Origin of the sequence: Paenibacillus validus NBRC 15382 (genome assembly GCF_004000985.1) — a bacterium.
Classification (GTDB): Bacteria; Bacillota; Bacilli; order Paenibacillales; family NBRC-103111; genus Paenibacillus_G; species Paenibacillus_G validus.
This window is the reverse complement of record NZ_BIMH01000022.1, coordinates 40,237-57,605: the sequence shown is the minus strand read 5'-3', so window position 1 is coordinate 57,605 and position 17,369 is coordinate 40,237. Positions and strand designations below refer to the sequence as shown.

The 17,369-nt window shown below is 51.5% G+C and carries 7 protein-coding genes; all 7 read right to left on the bottom strand.

The genetic code is table 11. The features are described from left to right. On the bottom strand, positions 1-1,530 hold the full coding sequence (gene argH / locus PVA01S_RS15500) for an argininosuccinate lyase (protein WP_412760901.1): 1,530 nt from the start codon (positions 1,528-1,530) through the stop codon (positions 1-3). Positions 1,531-1,670: 140 nt separating this feature from the next. Beyond that, positions 1,671-1,895: a hypothetical protein gene (locus PVA01S_RS15495; protein WP_127608365.1), complete on the bottom strand. Its 225-nt coding sequence runs from the start codon at positions 1,893-1,895 to the stop codon at positions 1,671-1,673. Next, the gene (locus PVA01S_RS26675) at positions 1,892-2,068 is read right to left on the bottom strand and encodes a hypothetical protein (protein ID WP_155615143.1); all 177 of its coding nucleotides are present in this window, start codon (positions 2,066-2,068) and stop codon (positions 1,892-1,894) included. The genes PVA01S_RS15495 and PVA01S_RS26675 overlap by 4 nt, the downstream gene beginning before the upstream one ends. 314 nt (positions 2,069-2,382) lie before the next feature. After that, entirely contained in the window at positions 2,383-6,018 is a 3,636-nt protein-coding gene (locus PVA01S_RS15490) for an immunoglobulin-like domain-containing protein (RefSeq protein ID WP_127608364.1), read from the bottom strand. A 102-nt stretch (positions 6,019-6,120) separates the two neighbouring features. Continuing rightward, positions 6,121-9,198, bottom strand: a complete 3,078-nt coding sequence (locus tag PVA01S_RS15485) for a GH92 family glycosyl hydrolase (RefSeq protein WP_127608363.1) — start codon at positions 9,196-9,198, stop codon at positions 6,121-6,123. Between the two features lie 81 nt (positions 9,199-9,279). After that, positions 9,280-15,177, bottom strand: coding sequence for a GH92 family glycosyl hydrolase (locus tag PVA01S_RS15480; protein WP_127608362.1), 5,898 nt, complete (start codon positions 15,175-15,177; stop codon positions 9,280-9,282). A gap of 146 nt (positions 15,178-15,323) precedes the next feature. Continuing rightward, positions 15,324-17,357 carry a cohesin domain-containing protein gene (locus PVA01S_RS15475; RefSeq protein WP_127608361.1) on the bottom strand — a complete coding sequence of 678 codons (2,034 nt, stop codon included), beginning with the start codon at positions 17,355-17,357 and terminating at the stop codon, positions 15,324-15,326. Positions 17,358-17,369 lie beyond the last annotated feature (12 nt).

Genomic DNA, 17,369 nt, shown 5'->3' with positions numbered 1-17,369 from the left:
CTAAGCTCCTTCCGTTTGAACGAATTGATGGGCCCATCCCTCGACGGTACGCTCCACCAGCTGCTGCGCAGAGCGGGCTGAGCTGTACGCTGCTTCGAGCCACTCCTGCCGCTCGTGAAGCGTTTGGCGCTGCTCTCCGATAGCGCGCCGGACTTCGTCCGGATTCGGGCCTCCCTGAAGCGCACGCACCTCGATGAAGTGCTGCGGATCGAGTGCGCGCCTTAGCTTTTCCTCGCCAAGCGTCAGCTGCCGCCCGATTACCGCCAAAGCCGCTTCATCGAGCAGCCTGAGTGAGATATGGCGGACCGTTCCGCCAAATTCGAGCACATTCCTGACCGTTCGGCTTACAATGTTGTGCGCTGTGCGGAAGGACAACCGCTCTTCGCGGACCAGGGTATCCGCCAGCTCGGTTACGGTGGCGAAGCTTTCCTCCGCCCTTATGCGCAGCACGTCTTTGCTGATCTCAAGCGTAGCGATAACGTTGGCGAGCAGCTTGTAGACCGATCCAAGCGTCGCCAGCGCTTTCCAGGCGTAAGGCTGCATATCGTCCTCTGTGTCGACAATGTCCCCGAACGGCGTGTTATGCGTCATCGTCAGCACGGTTTGTGCGTCCCCGAAAGCGGAAGACAGCAGCGACCGCATATGCTCGATCGAGACGGGATTGCGCTTCTGCGGCATGATGGAGCTTATTTGCACGTAAGGTGCAGCCACCCGCAGCACGGCAAATTCCTGCGTGCTCCACAGCAGCAGCTCCTGGACAAAGCGGCCGGTGTTGACCGCCGCAAGCTGCACAGCGGATGCGGCTTCGCCGATATAGTCAGCACCGCTGACCGCATCGTAGGCGTTGACGATGACGCCGTCGAAGCCAAGCAGCTCTGCCATCCGCTGCCGATTGATCGTGAAGCCGGATGTGGTCAGCGCAGCCGCACCCATGCTGCTGCGGTTGCAGCCGGAATAAGCAGCCTGCAGCCGCTTAATGTCACGGTCCAGCGAATCGGCCACCGCTGCAATGTAATGCCCAAGCGTCGTCGGCTGCGCTTGCTGTGTGTGGGTGTAGCCGATCATCAACGTATCGGCATGCGATTCGGCAAAGCGCAGCAGTTCCTGCCGCAGAAACAGCGCAGAGGAGATCGTCTTCAGCAGCTTTTCCCGCAGCGCCAAGCGATAGATGGCAATCCCCATATCGTTGCGGCTCCGCCCCAAATGAAGATTTCCCGCAGCTTCCCCGGCAAGCTCGGTCAGCTCGTGCTCAACCCGGAAAAACAAATCCTCGAACGCGCCCGTATATGCTTCAGCGCGGATTCTGGCAACAGGTACGACCGTTAATGCCGCTGCGATGCGATTCGCCTCATCCTCTCCGAGCAACCCTTCCTCGCGCAGCATAATCAGGTGAGCTTTATTGACAGCCAGCATGGGCTCCAGCAACTCCGCTTTTGCTTGCTCAAAGGCCGGTCCAAGCACGACCTCGGCATAGGTTGTTCCAGGAAAACGCTCACTTCCGTCCAATCGCCATTCTTTTGCTTCAGCCATCATGGCCCTCTCTTCTCCAACCCTGGGAAACAATGAAAGACACAACTCCTTCCGGTATTCCGTTCGAATGACGAGGCCTTAAAAGAAAAGAGATGCTCTCTCCGGTTGAGTGAAAACATCTCCAGTGATCTGAACGATAGTCAAAAGATAGGTATACGATACTTATCTCCGCCTGAGGAATATAAAAAAGCTTCCGAGCTAAATAAATCAATCCGTACCGGAGCTTCTTGAATAGAGGATAGAGTGATCTTGTTATTTTTCAAAGCAGATAGCAATGCTGGAATAAGCTTTTCATCGGTACCGACTAAATTAACCTGTACAGGAGCTTGATCGTTATTGTAAAGGATCCTCGTATGATTCATCATTCTAATACCCTCATTTCCAATTCTTTGATTATGCTTTTATTGTTCGTCATTAACCTGGATGAATCTTTAAACGAACGAAGATAACCCAAATGATCCTTACGATTTTCAACAGAGGATTGTCGTTTCGACTTTACCGTTTTTAAAAGCTTTACCGATTCCAATAAAATGGCCATGTGCTGCACCTCCTAAAGGATTATACAAAAAAAGCATGGAACGAAATCTCCATGCCTCCGGTTTTCCGGTCCGCTGCTATATCCAAGTTTATTAATAGGTATAATATGTTTTATTAAAAGTACCATTTTATTCCTCATATGTCAATACATTTTAATGTGATGCAATGCCGCCGTCGAGTGTAAAGCATCGTAATCACCAATCACCCGTTCTAGAGTAGAGGGAGTCACTGAACAAGTTTCTAAACGGGCAATCCCCAGTCATTATGAATGACCGGGGACTGCTTCGTTGTATCATAGTTCTCAACGAATAGACACTAACCGAGAATCTTTCTTGCCAATGCCGCAAGATCCGCAATGTCGATGATTCCATCCTGAACCAGATCTGCTTTTTTGTACAGATCCCAATTCGGGTCTTCTGATGTTTTGCCGTAATAAGCAGCCATCATACCCAAGTCGCCGATACTGTATTTATCGTCTCCGTTCAAATCATCCGGAAGCCTGGTAATGACGGATGCCCGGAACGCTTGCAGTGCAGCACTCAACTGTGCAGCGCCTTGATCCACCTGCGTTTGGGTAGCTGTCGGGCTGCCGGCGATCTGGCCCGCAGCCTGTATAGCGGTTTGCAAAAGAGCTTTCGTGCCTGCCGGATATTGGCCGCTTTGTGTGCCTTCTACGGCCGCGTCATGAACCTCTTGCGCCTCGGCGATCAAAGCTTGGAGTGCCGCTTTGTCTACGGCGTTAATTTGAATATGGTGGGAAGTCCCTTCAACTTCCGTTTCCGTTCCCTCGCCGTCAGAGATAACCAGATTGGATATAGTTATCGTTGCGGCCGATGATTCAGCAAGAAGCTTGGCGTTCCACTGCAGCCGCAGCAAATCACTGCCGGCGTTAAGTCCGCTTCCGATGCTTACGGCCAGGATTCGGATTTGGCCTGATGTCAGCTTTTGATCAGCAATCACAAAATCGTCCCGCAGAGAATCTACAGAAATAAACTCAACCTTATCCGGATCATACGTGAAGCTTATATCCTGAGCATAGACGCTTTGGCTCACGCTGCTCAAGCCGTAAGTAAGGTCGAAGGAAGCGCCCGTTGTAACACGTGCTGCGCCTTCTAATTTCGCCGTGTCTTTAATGGGTGCACCCGCTAAAGTAAAATGAACGGTATACGTTTGCTGCGTCATTTGGTCCTCTGCCGTAACTACAATCACCGTATTGCCGGGAAGGTTCGCCGCCGGTGTAATCTCAACGTCTGCATTCGAATCGGCCGCCGCCGCACGGACAACCGGTACTTGAGCTGCGTCTTCCGGAAGCTCGACCGTGTAGTTCAACGTGTCCTTATCGAATCCGGACAACGGATTGCCGTCTATCGTGATTCCGCTTAATGTCGCGTCATCGCCAAGAGGCTCTTCGCTTTCTCCGAGAGCAATGACCGTCACGTTAAAGGTTCTCGTCACGCTGGCAGTGCCGCTGCTGATCTTCGCCGTTAACGCTACCGTTACATTCGGTTCACCTAAGCATGGCCGCTCTACCCGACCCTGGAAATCAACGACCATCGGATCTGAGCTTGCCCACGTCAATACAACGTTCGGCATACCTGCAATGCTTATAGGCAATGCCAAATGATTCGTAACAGCTCGGGTGTTCCCCAAATCAAGAGCCTCCGCAGCCGATAACACCATTTCCTCATCCACGCTTTTCGCTTTGACGTTCACTGTAAACGACTTCGTATCGCTTTCGGCTCCCTTGGTTAGCGACGCTGTCAGCTGCACCGCAGCATCAAGCTGCCCTGTGCCGGGACGATATACATCCCCCGTCACACTAATTACAGCCGGATTTGAACTTGCCCATGCTATCCTCGAACCGTGCTGTCCGAAATCCGGCAAGTACAAGCTGCTTGTCACCTGACTGATCTCACCAAGATCAAGCTGCGCTCGGTCTGCCGCTACATCTCCTTTATCTCCCTCTGCAACCACAATCACCGTAAACGGCTTGGTTAGGGATTCTGCACCGCTGATAATCGTTGCCGTCAATGTGACTATCGCGTCCGGTTGACCCGCAGCCGGACGGTTCACATCACCCGTGCCGTCAATGATTGCCGGATGCGAACTTGCCCATGTGATCGTTGTGCCATATTTACCAGCAGCAGGCAATGCCAGATCATCAGCTGCCGCGCTTGTGTCTCCCAGATGAAGCTCCGCTTCAGCGAGGGCTGCCGCATCTGCATGGGTGATCGGCAGCACATGAACGGCAAACGTCTTCGCCGCAATCGAGTCTCCTTTTCTGATCGTCGCAGTCAGTATGACCTCTGCACTCGGCTCACCCGGAATCGGCCTCGCTCCAAGTTTGCCTGCATGGCTAACCATAAGCGGATTCGAGCTCATCCACGAGATTGTCGTTTGCAGCTCGCCTGCCGCGGGCAAATTCATGTCGCCGGATACCGCGGAGGTATCGCCTAAACTTAACGCGGCTTTCGCAGCGTTTACGGACTGAGTATTTGCTTCCCCGGCTGTTGAATCATGCTCGATCGTGATATCATCGACAGTTCCACGGAAATACCCGGTATCAGCGCCGCTGGAGTCAAATCCGAACAGGATTTTATCGATGATTTTCCCGTTCGCAACAGCGCCGATGTTCGAAGAAATGAAATTCCATTGATCTTCGATCACGAAACCGCCATTGCCTTGGGCATTCGGATGAAGCGTAACCTCATGTTGATCTTTCGCACCCAAATCATGCAAATAGGTGCCATCGGTAAAGAGGATATCGAGTGCTGTATATTTGCTGGTCGTTCTCACCAGTGTCGGCAGAACATCCGTTTCTTTTTCCGGGAAGAGCCAATATGACAGCGTAGTAGACGGTCTTACTACGATTTCATGATCGAATATCTGGTTGTAAGCATAAGACTCATCCCTATTCAAAGCACTTCCCGAAAACTGTAAGGCGCCCGCTCCGTTATGAGCCCCGTTGCCCTTTTTGGATTCCATTCCGCCGATCGAGCAGCAAAACTGTCCGACATTTCGCGTCATCGACAGCAGCCGGTAAGTATTGTCCGGTCCGGTCGTATCGGTGGGAGCGATATCGCCCGATTCGAAACCGGATTCAAAATCGATACCCGCTTCATATTGAAAATCGGCTGCGCTGAGCGCAAGCACCGTAACGTTAAACGGCTTGGTCTGGACGGCGGCGCCTTTATTCACCGTTGCCGTCAGCGTCAGCTGCGCGTTCGGCTGGCCGAGCTCCGGACGCTTCACTATTTTCCCGTTGTTATTCATCACGGAAGGATTCGAGCTTACCCAATTGACCGACGTGCCTTTCCGGAAATTCACAGGCAGCGCCAAGCCCTGGATCAAAGCTGTCGTATCTCCCAACTGAAGTGCCGCCACCGCGGAATCAACCGAAGCGTCATCATCGAGCTCCACGGCATACAATTTCCAATCCGCTAACTGCGTATTGGTAGACTCCCCGTTGTTATTCAGAATAAATAACCGGTAATAGGCGTAGTCCTTCACCTTATCTTCCGCAATCATATATTCCTTCGTTTGGAAACGGGCGCTGAAGGTTTGATTGCTTCGCTCATCCAGCACATCCCAATTCAATCCGTCATTGGAGCCCTCGACTCTCCAGTTTCTAGGGTCCCGTGTCGGCGCATCATTGGCTGACACCATGGCGTACTTGGGGACCGCCTGTGTGTCGCCAAATTTGAATTGGAGCTGAACCCATACATTCGTCGTCTGTGCGGCTAACCACTTTGTACCCGAACTGTTATCAAACAATTTCACGGCTGTTTCACTTGGCGGGTTTTCTCTGCTAAAGGTAACGTTCAGGTTGTTGGCCAGTGCGACGTTGATCAAATCGCCCGGAGCTGCCTGCACCGTTAGAGCCGGAAGCAGGATGGACAGGAGAGCGGTACAGAACATGACATTCAACATTCTCAAAAGCCTTTTGCTCATTCTCTTGGAACCTCCTTGTACAATGAATAACAGACTGGGCTCACCCCTAAAAAGGCTTTACTCCGGGATCTCGTTAAACACCCGCAATTAAGCGATATTAAACTATAGGTTAGGTGCACAAGAAGGTCCGGTCACCGCCCACTTCTGATAATCCCCTTCATGATCCGTTCCTGTCCGGACCCTTGTGCCATCGGAGACCGGGATTTCCCCTGCCGGATCAAGGCCCCTTCCGGCCGTTTGCGCTCCGAGGTAACCGTTGGACGGCGGCGCTAACGGCTCCGGCGGATGGGTTGCCCAGCTTGTATCAGGCGTTGTGCCCAGTGTAAAGTCCAGTACGCCTCCGTTCTCAATCAACCCGTAAGGCAGCCATGTGCTGTCATAATCATGTCCGTTCAGCTTTAGGCTATGGATATATTTCGCTTGTTCCGAAGCACCGTTACCGATAATCTTGAGCTGCTTACAGTCTCCCAGCTTGATGGTCGCTTCATCGAACAGCGGAGCATTCAGCGAAAAGCCGCCGACACCCGGAATGGACGGATACAATCCTAAAGCTGTTAATACATACCATGCTGAACCTGCACCCAAATCATTATTGCCGATCAATCCTGACGGACCGTCATGAAACAGCTCAACCATGCCCTTGCGCACGATTTCTTGAGTTTTCCAAGGCTGCCCGGCAAAGTTGTAAGCCCACGGGATCCCGTAACTCGGCTGATTGCCCAAGAACGAATGCGGTTCTCTGGATCCGGCATTTAATTTTTGGAAGAAGAAATCGAGACGAGCCCTGGCTGCTTCCAAGCCGCCCATTTTCTCAAACAATCCTTTGTAGTTAAAAGGAAGCACCCAGGTATACTGAGCGGAGTTGGCTTCCTGGAAGCCGTGCTCGCTTGCAGGATCGAAGCCGGCCTCAAAATTCCCGTTGGCAAGCCGGGGTTGAATGTATCCGTCTTTGAACGATTGCATCCAGCTCTGCGAACGGTTCATATAGATATTGTATTTTTCCTCATCGCCGAGCGCTTTGGCAAACTGGGCGATGGCAAAGTCCGCATTATTATATTCCACGATATAACCGGTCACCCATCCGCCTCTTTCGATCGGAATATAGCCCAGGGACAGATAGTCGGCCAGGTTAAACCGGCCGTTCAGGCTTGAAGGAGTCGACGCATGGAAGTCCATGACCTTCAAAGCTTCTTGCAAATTAAAGCTTCTGGCCCCGAATGCATACATATTGGAGATCGTAATCGATGCAGGATCGCCGTTCATGACATTCGTTTCGGAATTAGCTATACTCCATTTTGGTAAAAATCCGTTTCTGCTCTTGGCGTCATCGACAAAGGACTGTGCGATATCCGCTCCGATATCCGGGAAAAGAACGGCGATCAGCTGCATCTGCGTCCGGTAGACGTCCCATCCGGAGAAGGTCGAATAATGCGTATATTTGCCTTCCGTGTTATAGATCTTTTGATCGAAGCCTCTGTAATCGCCGTTCACATCGCTGTACACATTGGGGTGGATCAACGAATGATACAAGAAAGAGTAGAACATCCGTTTATGCTTCTCCGTTCCCCCCGATACTTCAATCGTACTCAGCGCCTTTTTCCATTTTGCCTGAGCCGATTGCTTGACAGCCTCAAAGTTCCATCCCGGGTTCTCGGTCTTCAAATTCAGCTTGGCATGCTCGATATCGGTATAAGAGATCCCAACCTTCACGTACACTTCTTTATTGTCGGTCGTATCAAACTTGACGAAAGCGCCTACTTTACGGTTGTTAGGAATATCCGATCTTTCAGAAACCTGATCCTTCATAATTTGAGCGCCCTTATAGGTGCCGACTTCAGTGAAGGGCTGACTGAACTCTGCGGCGAAGTAAACGGTATAGTTGTTCGTATTTTCCGCCAAGGTTCCGCTTCCCTTGCTGCCGCAAAAGCCGCCGGCATTCACAGAACCGGTTACGACCCTGTCATTGGTTTCAATATTCACGGTTGCATCTCTAACGCCCGTACCATTAATACCGGTATTGATCAGCATCATGGATTGCGTGGAGGAAGGGTAGGTAAATTTACCGATACTGGTACGTTCCGTTGCAGAAAATTCAGTCTTTATGTTGTATTTATCCAACACAACACTGTAATAACCAGGAACCGCTGTTTCATTCTCACGTTGAAAAGGAGAGGAATAGTCCTCAAAATGGGTTGCAGGAGACTTGCGTAAGTTACCTACAATCGGAAGAAACGGGATGTTCTGAGCGATGTCGCAGCCGGGTCCGTCAATGTGTGTCAAGCTGAACCCGGCAATGGATTTGCGGTCGTAATCATATCCCGAGCCCAGAGGCGCTTTACCGGTGCCTAGGTCGTTGTAGCCGGTATCCGGACTCCACTGAATCATGCCGAACGGCACTACCGCACCCGGGAACGTATTGCCCCTGTTGCCGCCGAAGCCGACAATGTCCAGCTTGTTATTTTGCGATCCGAGTAACGGGTCTGCATAGGGAGTCGGGTCGAATTCCGAGTTCCTGATTTGAATTTCATCGATAAAGCTGCGGAACGTACCGATTTTCCCCGTTTGTTCATAGGAAACGAGAATCCGCTTAATCGTTCTTCCATTCGCGACGCCGCCGATATCAGATGAAATGAAGTTCCAGGTGTCGAGTCCTAAATGCCCGCCCTTGCCCTGCTGTTCGGGATGCATGAGGATCCCATGCTGGTCCACTGCATGGGATCCGTGCAAGTAGGTTCCGTCTTCAAAGGCGAGATCAACGGCGACAAACGTGCTGTTTTTCCCATGGTTTATGCTCATGCCGTCTAGGGCCGATTTGCTTTGCGGGTATATCCAATAGGATATTGTGGTATTCGGTTTTACAGGTATGTTCACATCAAACACTTTATTGTAGGTGTAAGAGCTGCCGGTACTCGCAGCTTTACCGGAAAATAATAATGCCCCTTTACCCGATTGGCTTTTCTCGCTGCTTACTTTGGATTCCGGTTGAATCACATTGCTGCCGGCTTCCGCCTCATTCTCCCAAGTCGGTTTCCAAGTATCTTTATTCTCAAAACCCGAATAGAAGCTTGGCACCGCAGCATCGGCAGTCTGAACGAACGCCGGCGGAATAGAAAGCATTCCCCACATCAACATCAAACAAAGCAGCTGACTTATCGATTTCTTCATGGCCGTTGTGCTCATCCCGATGACCTCCACATTTTTTCTCCTTGCGACCAAAGCTTGGGGAGGAAGGCGTAAACGCCACCCTCCCCAACTGAGCAATTATTGCAAAACCTTTCTTGCTAATGCTGCAAGGTCTTCAATATCGATTTTTCCATCGTTGTTCAGATCCGCTTTTTTATACAAATTCCAATTGGGATCATCCGATGCTTTACCGTATAATGCCGCCATAATACCCAGGTCACCGACACTGAATTTGTCGTCTCCGTTCAGATCCTCCGGAAGCTGCGTATTCACGGATGCCCGGAACACTTGCAGTGCCGTAATCAGCTGTGCCGCGGCTTGATCCACTTGCGATTGGGTGGCTGCTGCATCGCCCGCGATCTCGCTGGCGGCATGAATGGCAGCCTGCAGAATCGCTTTCGTGCCTGCCGGATATTCGCCCGTTCTTGTGCCTTCCACAGCTGCATCGTGAGCCGCTTGGGCCTCGCTGATCGAAGCGTTCAGCGCCGCTTTATCCACCGTGCTGATGACCGAATTCTTGAACGTTTGCAGCGCTGTTCGCAGCTGAGACAGGGCCAGTTCAACCGCTTCCTGTGTGGCCTGCGCGTCAGCGGCTACAGCCTGGGCTGCGTTAATCGCCGTTTGCAGTATCGCTTTCGAGCCTGCCGGATACTCTCCGAATTTGGTGCCTTCCACGGCTGCATCATGCGACGCCTGGGCCTCGACGATCAAGGAGCTGAGCGCCGCTTTGTCGACATGCTTGATTTGTACCGTATGTGAAGCGCCGGTCAATTCGGTTTCCATTCCTTCGCCGTTAGCAACGGTCAGACCGGTTATCCTCATCGTACCGTTTGCCGGAAGTACGGATGTCTTCGCTTTGAAGCGAAGCGTCAGCAGAGCGCCGTTCGGATTCGACGCCTTGGTTCCGACATGGACCGCGATAAACCGGATTTGACCCGGCGTTTCTTGTTTATCCACGATCAAGAATTCATTATCGATCAAGGATTCCCCGGAGATCCACTCGAACTTCTCCGGATCATAGGTGACGGTCACGTCTTGGGCGTATACGCTTTGGCTCACACTGCTCAATCCATAGGTCAGATCGAAAGTCTCGCCGGGCGAAACGGCGTCTGTACCCGCTAAGAGCGCGCCAGGCTGACTCTTCGCATGCTCGATGGTGATATCATCGAAGAAGCCGCGTGCGTATCCGGTTTTTCCGGTCCCGTTATAAGAGATGAGAATCTTATCAACCGTTTTCCCTGCCGCTACCGCTCCGATATTGGACGTAACAAGGTTCCACTGATCCGCTGTCAGCTTTCCGCCGCTCCCCTGCGCATTTGGATGAAGACCTACACCGTTTTGATCGGTGGCGCCCAAATTACGCAAATAGGTGCCGTCCGTGAACTGAAGGTCAACGGATACATATTGACTTGTCGTTCTTGTGTTTTCCGGCAGTACGGTCGCGCCGCTTCCTTCCGGATAGATCCAATAAGACAACACCGTAGAAGGTTTAATATCGAAATGAGCCTCAAACATTTTATTGTACGCGTAGTTCTCCTCCGCACCCGTTGCCTGGACCGAATACAAAATGGAATTGGTGCTGTTGTGGCCGGTTACTCCGGCCTTCGTCTCGAATCCGGTGAGACCGCAGCAGAATCCCCCGATGTTTTTCGACTCGATGGTGTCGTTTTCCCAAGTCGGGATCACGTCGCCCGCCTCCAGGCCCGTCTTAAAATCGACACCTTCGCCATATTCAAGGTCAGCCGCGGTTAAAGCAAGCACCGTGACAGTAAATGACTTCGTCCCGCTTGCGCTGCCTCTCTTCACCGTTGCGGTCAGCGTAAGCTGCGCATTTGGCTGTCCGATACCCGGACGTTTTACGATTTTTCCCTCGTGATTGATGACTGACGGATTCGAGCTTACCCAGGTGATCGTCGTTCCGTAGTCAAAATTGCCGCCCGGTAAGGCTAGTTTTCCGGTAATCGCATGGGTATCGCCCAAATCCAGTCCTTGGATGGTCTCTGCTACCGCTGCTTCATCGTTTAAGGAAGCCGGCGGATTTGCCAGGAGCTCGATTTCAGCCAAAGAAGTCGTGGCAGTGCCGCTGTTTTCGGTAATCTCCAATTTGTAGAATCCGTATTTCCCAGGATTTTGAACGCTGAAAGGTCGGGTATATAAGCGCCACGCAAACGCTTCGTTGCTTCTTTGATCCAATACCGTCCAGTGTTGACCGTCATTGGAACCTTTCAGAACCCAGCTTTTCGCGTCGCCTTCCGTATTGCCCGAAGTCAGCGTATACATCGTCACCTGCTTCTGCACGCCGAGGAACTGAAATTGGATCCATGGCGTCTGGCTGTTGAAGGTTACACGTGTATTCGAGTTATTGTCGAACAAGCTTCCTATTGCAGAGCTGTTTTGGCTGTCGGTCGCTTTAGCTGCGCCTTGGGTTATCAGCTTATCGGTCGAATCTTTGAGTGGAGCCGGAGCTGCCGGGCCTTCGGTAATGGATGAAGGCACATCGCTTTCACCGCTGCCCCATGCGGATGGTGCCGGGCCCATATCGAAATCCAACGTTGCTCCGTTTGCGATGTCAGCATGCAGCAGGGAGGTTTTCGTATGCTCCTCGCCGTTCAATCTGAAGGATTGGATGTACTTGTTCTCCATGCTGTTATTCGGAGCATTGACGATGACTTTCTTCCCGTTCTCGAGGTTGATCGTCGCTTTCTTGAATAACGGCGACCCGATGGCATATTCCGGGCTTCCCATTTTGAGCGGATAGAAGCCCAACGCGCCGAAGATATACCAGGCGGACATTTCGCCGTTATCTTCATCGCCTGCATATCCTTGGCCGATTTCACTGCCGATGTAAAGTCTGCTTAATGCTTCCCGAACCTTTTCTTGCGTTTTCCAAGGCTGGCCGGCGTAATTATACATGTAAATGATATGATGGGACGGTTGATTGCTGTGTCCGTATTGTCCCATACGCACATCCTTGGCTTCTCTCATTTCGTGAATCACGCCTCCGTAAGAGCCCGCATTGGCCGTAGAAGCAGGTTCCGGTATGCTGAAGAATTGATCCAGCTTGTCGGCCAGCTGTTCTCTTCCGCCGTAAAGATTGGCCAGCCCCTGCCCATCTTGAGGGACATGGAATGCCATATTCCAGGCGTTTGTCTCCGTATAATCGTTACCCCAATCAATCGGATTGAAGTTCTCGGGTGTCGAGCGCCAAGCACCGCTTGAGGTTCTACCGTTGAAAAATTGCACATTGGGATTAAACATGTTGACATAATTTTGCGCTCTGTTGATGTAATACTGGTAATCTTCCCCGTAATGAGCGTTATATGGATCGCTCGGATCGTTCTTCACGGCTAGCGCTTGGGACAAGTTCGCAATGCCGTAATCGTTGATGTATCCATCCATAGCCCATGACAAGCCTTCACCTGTGCCGGTGTTTGTATAGCCGTCGAAAATAGATGTGGCCATCCCTTTTCTGCCGACATTGGCATTAGGCGGAGTCACGGCAGCGTCTTTCAACGCCGATTTGTAAAAGCTTTGCACGTCAAAATTCGTGATCCCTTTCAGGTAAGCGTCAGCAAAAGCGACATTCGCGCTTGTTCCTACCATCAGGTTGGCATAACCCGGTGAAGACCATCTGGAAATCCAGCCGCCATCCCGGTAATGTTGGACGAATCCGTCAATCATTTCGCCGGCTTTGGTCGGCGTCAGTAAAGCATAGGCCGGCCATGTCGTCCGGTACGTATCCCAAAAGCCGTTGTTGGCATAAGTTTTGCCGTCTGCGATGCTAGCGCAGGTCTGGGTTGCCGTACTCGTCGTGCAGGTTGTAATCGGTGTCTGGTCGGCATGCTTATAAACCGGTGCTTCGTTAGTGCCGACATTTTCAAATGTCGAGTTTGGATACAAGTATAAACGGTACATATTCGAGTATAGAGTGACTAACTGATCTTCTGTCGCCCCTTCAACTTGAATAATTCCCAGGAGCTGATCCCACTGCGTCTGAGCCTTCTCTTTGATCGTTTCAAACGTATCGCTTGGACCGATTTCCAACTCCAGGTTCTTCTTCGCCTGATCTAAACTGATCAAGGATGTGGCGATTTTCATTGTAACCACTTTATCCGCCGTGGTATCGAATTTGTAATACGCCTGCACATTCGACCCGCCGCCTCCGCTTCCGGTCAGCTTTGTACCGGCCGTTACCGGCTTATCGAATGCCGCGTAGATGAACATGCGCGTCGCGCCGGTGGAAAGGCCGCTTCGTTGATCCGTGTAGCCCGAAATGGTTTGGTTGACTGGATCAAGCGCAATACTGCCGTTGTTGCTCTGGTTATCAAAAATAAGGTTGGAGGAATCGCCGGTGAACGTAAATCTGAAAATGGCGGCATGATCCGTAGGAGTGAACTCCGTTTTGATGCCGTTCTCAAAGGTTACGCCGTAATAGTAAGGCTTCGCAATCTCGTTGGCATGCTGGAAAGGCAATGCCCGGGTTGTACGGCTGATACTTGGCGTCCCCGCCGTGTCTGACGGCATGACATGAAACGTTTGGCGGTCTCCCATCCAGGGACTTGGCTCATGGCTTAAGGCAAAGGCCTGAATGGTGGGGAGATTGTTCGCGTTATTGCTTTGATTGTAGTAATAAGTCCAATCCGAACCTGCATTTGTTTTGGGTATCCAGAAGTTGAATCCGTGCGGTACGGCAACGGCCGGAATATTATTGCCCCTGGAGAATGTGCCGTTCGATTGTGTGCCTCTGAGGATGTTGACATATTCAGAAAGCCTGTTGTAGGTTTGGGGAACGGGATTCCCTTCGATTTTGACATCGTCAATCGTCCCTTTGAATCCTGTGCCTCGAACAGCCGCCGGGTTATCATACGCAATCAGGATGCGCTTGATCGTTTTTCCGGCCGCAACGGCACCGATTCGGGATGTTTTGAAATTCCATTGATTGTTATAGAGTGTTTTCGAATTCCCTTGATCCTGAGGATTCACTTTAACACCGTGCTGGTCTACCGCGCCTAGACTATGAAGATAAGTCCCGTCGGAAAAAGCAAGATCAACCGCAGCGTACGTGCTGGAATAATCCATTTGAGCGTTGTCGGTAAACTCCGGAGCTATGTAGTAGGAAAGCTCGGTATTCGGTGTCACGGTAATGTCAACATCATAAAGTTTATTGTACGAATACGCCCTTCCATCCGCCAAATGGATTCCGGAATAAGTGAGGGCCTTCAAACCGCTCCAGCCGGCATTAGATTTCGCGGCATAGAGACCCGAAGGACCATTCGAAATAAACGATTTCATATCAGCCGGGGGCGGTGGAGGCAGTACGATCCCGTCGGAGAGCTGAAACTCTGCCAGCTGGATGTAAGAATCCCCGCTGTTAGCCGTGATGTTAATCCGATAATACAAGTACGGTGTGTCGTTCGAGAAATCATATACTTTAGTCTGGAAACGATTGCTGAACGTTTCATTTGTTCTTGTATCCACAGTAGTCCAGGTGCTGCCATCATTCGAACCTTCAAATTGCCAGTTTTTAGGATCCCTTCCCGGAGAATCGTTCGCCGAGGTCAGCGCATATCTCACGATGGCAATCGGTTCGGAAAGCTTGAATTTCACCCAACTGGTCGAGCTCGTATCCAGCCATTTTGAATTCGAGCTCGAATCAATCAGATTGGCTGCCACTTCGCCGGATGAAGCATATTCTCCTCTTGCCGTTACTTCCACGACCTTGTTCGTGACACTCCCCGGAATGCCTGCAAACGGGGTGTTACCGTCTATTCCGGCTGTCAAACGATTGCCCTCATGGTCCGTATCCACGGTGTTTTGCCATGTCACTGGCGGATCACCGGCTTCAAAGGATGAGAGAAAATCGCTTACTTCATTAGCCGCAAACGCCTGCTGATTCGAAGGGTCGTATAACCCCCCCGTCAGCAGAGCGACGCTCATAGCTGCAGCCAGGAATTTCCCGGCTCTTCGGTTACCCATTTCAACAAACCTCCCTGTAATTTTGTTATTGGTAAATCAATGAAAGCGCTTACTATAAACCATCTTACTTCATTCATTTGGCTTTAACTACGCGCTAAATCTATCTTTTCTTCCGAAAAAATAATCAGTTTTACTCGACGGCGCCACTAATCGAGAATTAATCTTGCGATCCATGCAAGATCCTTGACATCTACCTTACCGTCAAGGTTGACATCCGCTCTCGCCACCTTCGACCAATCCGGATCGGCCGGTGTTCTGCCGTAAGCCGCAGCCACAATAGCCAAATCTCCTACCGAGTACTTGCTGTCGCCATTTAAATCCCCCGGTTCAGACTTAATGACCGAGGCGATAAAGGTTTGCAGCGCCGCCTCCAGATCACCCGCCGCTTCCTGCACCTGCTGATCGTCTGCAGCGGGATTGTCAGCCACCGCTGCTGCACGGTCAATCACCGCCTGCAGAGCAGCTTTAGCCCCTGCCGGATACTGCCCGGACTTGGTACCTTCTATCGCAGCATCATGCTGTGTTTGGGCATTGGCGATTAAAGCCAGCAGCCCTGCTTTATTCACTAGGGTGATTTGTACGTGATACGATGTGTCGTTTAGCTTCATTTCCACGCCTTCACCGTTGGAGACTACGATGTCTGTCATCGTAACCGTAGCGGAGGCGGGCTCGGAAAGTGGTTTTGACCTCAAGTGAACGACCAGCAGCTCCCCGTCCTCATGAATGGCATGATCCGCTCCTTGACTCACCGTACTGATCCGGACCCGGCCCGGCGTATCCGATTGAATAACGACCGAGATCCCTTCTTTTAACGATTCCGCATCGATAAAATCCAACTGCTCCGGATTAAACATGAAGGTCAGATCCTGAGCATAGACACTTTGGGATACACGGCTCAGCCCATAGGTCAGGTCGAAGGATTGACCGGACGCAACGACTGCGGGACCGCTTAATACGACCGAGGGAAGAGCAATGGGCTGCGTCGTCACGGAAGCGCTCGGACCATCGGTACTCCAGAGACCGGATGCATTACCCGCTTCCACCTTAAAGGTATACTGCTTGTTGGGCGTGAGACCGGTAACCTGGTATACACTGCCGGTAACAGCAGCCAATTCGTCGCCATCCTGATAAATTTTATAGCCGGTCACACCAGCCGGATCGGAAGCTCCCGACCATGTCAGCATCAGTCCGGTCAGCGTGACATCGGATACGCTCAACTGCTTATCTGCCGACCATTCAGGCGCACGCGGAGGATTAGGCACTCCCTTGAGTATCTCTCTGGCTATCATGGAAAGGTCATCGATGTCGACCTTACCGTCATAATTAAGATCCATCTTCACATATCGCGTCCAATCCGGATCGGCGGACGTCCGGCCGTAAGCGGCCGACACAATGGCCAAATCTCCTATCGTATACTTGCTGTCGCCGTTTAAATCTCCCGGAAAAGGTGTATGGACCGAAGCGATGAAGGTCTGCAGCGCTGCATTCAGCTCATTCGACGCCTGCTGCACCTGCTCATCCGTAGCAGCCTGATTGTCAGCCACTGCTTGAGCACGGTCAATAGCCGCTTGAAGAGGCGCTTTAGAGCCTGCAGGGTACTGCCCGACGCCCGTTCCTTCAACTGCTATGTCATGTTTCGTTTGTGCGCTGGCGATTAAAGCCAGCAGCCCCGCTTTATCCACCACGGAAATTTGAACGCTGTGCGAAGCAGAGCCCACCCTCATTTCCACACCTTCGCCGTTGGAGATGGCAATGTCTGTCGTCGTAACCTCCCCGGTAACGGTCGAGACGAGCGCCTTAGCCCTCAAGCGCAAAATCAGCAATTCGCCATCCTCATGGACCGCATGACCCGCCCCTTCGCTTGCCATAATAATCCGGACCCGGCCCTGCGATTCAGATTGACCGACTACGGAGAATCCTTCTTTCAATGAATCCGCACGGATGAAGTCGAACTGTTCCGGATCAAACGTTAAGCTCAGATCCTGGGCATAGACATTTTCGGTCACACCGATCATTCCAAAGGTCAGGTCTAACGATTCACCGGCTTGTATCTTGTCCTTGCCGGTTAAGTTCGCTTGGAAGGATTCCTCGGCATGCGCATTTTGCAGCACATTCATCCAGTTCATCGACAAAAGCAAGAGGAGCACCCATACCATGAATATCCTTTTACCTTTTCTCATCGCCTGTATTCC

Bases quoted from the DNA above. Each gene is read 5' to 3' on its own strand.
- argH (WP_412760901.1), bottom strand. From the start codon at position 1,530: ATGGCTGAAGCAAAAGAATGGCGATTGGACGGAAGTGAGCGTTTTCCT.
- PVA01S_RS15495 (WP_127608365.1), bottom strand. From the start codon at position 1,895: ATGATGAATCATACGAGGATCCTTTACAATAACGATCAAGCTCCTGTA.
- PVA01S_RS26675 (WP_155615143.1), bottom strand. From the start codon at position 2,068: ATGGCCATTTTATTGGAATCGGTAAAGCTTTTAAAAACGGTAAAGTCG.
- PVA01S_RS15490 (WP_127608364.1), bottom strand. From the start codon at position 6,018: ATGAGCAAAAGGCTTTTGAGAATGTTGAATGTCATGTTCTGTACCGCT.
- PVA01S_RS15485 (WP_127608363.1), bottom strand. From the start codon at position 9,198: ATGAGCACAACGGCCATGAAGAAATCGATAAGTCAGCTGCTTTGTTTG.
- PVA01S_RS15480 (WP_127608362.1), bottom strand. From the start codon at position 15,177: ATGGGTAACCGAAGAGCCGGGAAATTCCTGGCTGCAGCTATGAGCGTC.
- PVA01S_RS15475 (WP_127608361.1), bottom strand. From the start codon at position 17,357: ATGAGAAAAGGTAAAAGGATATTCATGGTATGGGTGCTCCTCTTGCTT.